We start from the raw sequence: 1,299 nt of genomic DNA on the forward strand, positions 1-1,299 counted from the left end.
TTCCACTGGCGCAGCGGCGAGTAGGTGGTGATGCCCGCACACAGGAGCGGCGCAGCGCGCGAGAGGTCGAGCGACTCGGGCACCTTCACCACGAAGGCCTCGGTGACGACGATGTGCGTGGAGTAGCCGCCGAAGGTGGGCGTCTTCCGGTCAATCTCCGTGGAGTTGTACGTCCACGCGGGGCCGGCCTCGCAGAACTGCTCGTGGTGCTGGCTGCACGGCGCGCAGGTGCGGCACGAGTCCACCATGCAGCCGACGCCGACGAGTTCGCCCGGCGCGAACTTCGTCACCCGCGCGCCCACCTCGGTGACTCGGCCGACGATTTCGTGGCCCGGCACCATGGGGTAGCTGGAGCGGCCCCACTCCCCGCGCGCTTGGTGGATGTCGGAGTGGCAGATGCCGCAGTACAGCACCTCGATGAGGACATCCGAGGCGCCGACGTCACGGCGCTCGATGGTGAAGGGCTCCAGCTTCCTCTCTGCGGCCAGCGCCGCCCAGCATCGTGTCTGCATGACAAGCCGACAGATAGTGGCCGGCGCTCGACGTCACAAGCATTCACCTCCGGCGCCATGGAATCGACAAGCCAGACGAACGGCTGCACCCGAGACGCCGGCCGACGCGAGGGGCTGGGCGAGCGTCTTCATCGAAGACTTTCAGCCGAACATCATCAGCCCTGTGTCGGTGTCTCTCGATTTCACATCAAGGCGCATGACGCTTCAATTGATGCACTTGACACGTCGGGGCCCACTTGCTACGCGGCGCGTGGTCCGAAGAACGGGGAGGGCTTCATGACCAGATGGCTACGACTGGTGGCGGTGGTTGGCATCGGCGTGTGTCTCGCCGGATGCCCCACGGACGGTCCGAAGCCGTGCGTCGACAACGCGGGCTGTCCTGATGGGCAAGTCTGTTCGTCATCGGGGATTTGCGTCCTCGACCCGAGGGCGGATTCGGGGACGGATGGCGGAATGTCTCTGGACGCTGGTGGGGGCGATGGCGGGCCCGTCGACCCTGGCACGGATGCCGGTGTCGACGACGCGGGCGCGGACGCCGGTGTCGGTGACGCGGGCGCCGATGTGGATGGAGGCCTGGACGGCGGCCTCCCCGACGCCGGCGCGCTGAATCACTGGGATCAGATGAACTGGGAAACGGGGACTTGGCAGTAGCCAACGCAAGGGGAAACTGGCTCATGAAGAACCTTCAAAACAAGCATCTGTGGACGTCGCTGTTGGTCGGCGCAGTCATCGCCGGCGGAGCGGTCGCCGGCAACGTCACGCTGCCGCATGTGTTTCAGCCGAACAC

Annotated in this window: 2 protein-coding genes; one reads left to right on the forward strand and one right to left on the reverse strand. The window is 66.2% G+C overall.

Annotated features, from left to right (window positions below):
- Window positions 1-512 (reverse strand): alcohol dehydrogenase catalytic domain-containing protein (locus AB1555_20135; GenBank protein ID MEW6248988.1); only part of this gene is annotated, 512 nt, incomplete at its 3' end.
- A 276-nt stretch (window positions 513-788) separates the two neighbouring features.
- Here AB1555_20135 and AB1555_20140 point away from each other — a divergent pair.
- Window positions 789-1,163, forward strand: a complete 375-nt coding sequence (locus AB1555_20140) for a hypothetical protein (protein ID MEW6248989.1) — start codon at window positions 789-791, stop codon at window positions 1,161-1,163.
- Window positions 1,164-1,299: the final 136 nt, after the last annotated feature.

Source organism: Nitrospirota bacterium, from assembly GCA_040755395.1.
Lineage (GTDB): Bacteria > Nitrospirota > Nitrospiria > Nitrospirales > Nitrospiraceae > DATLZU01.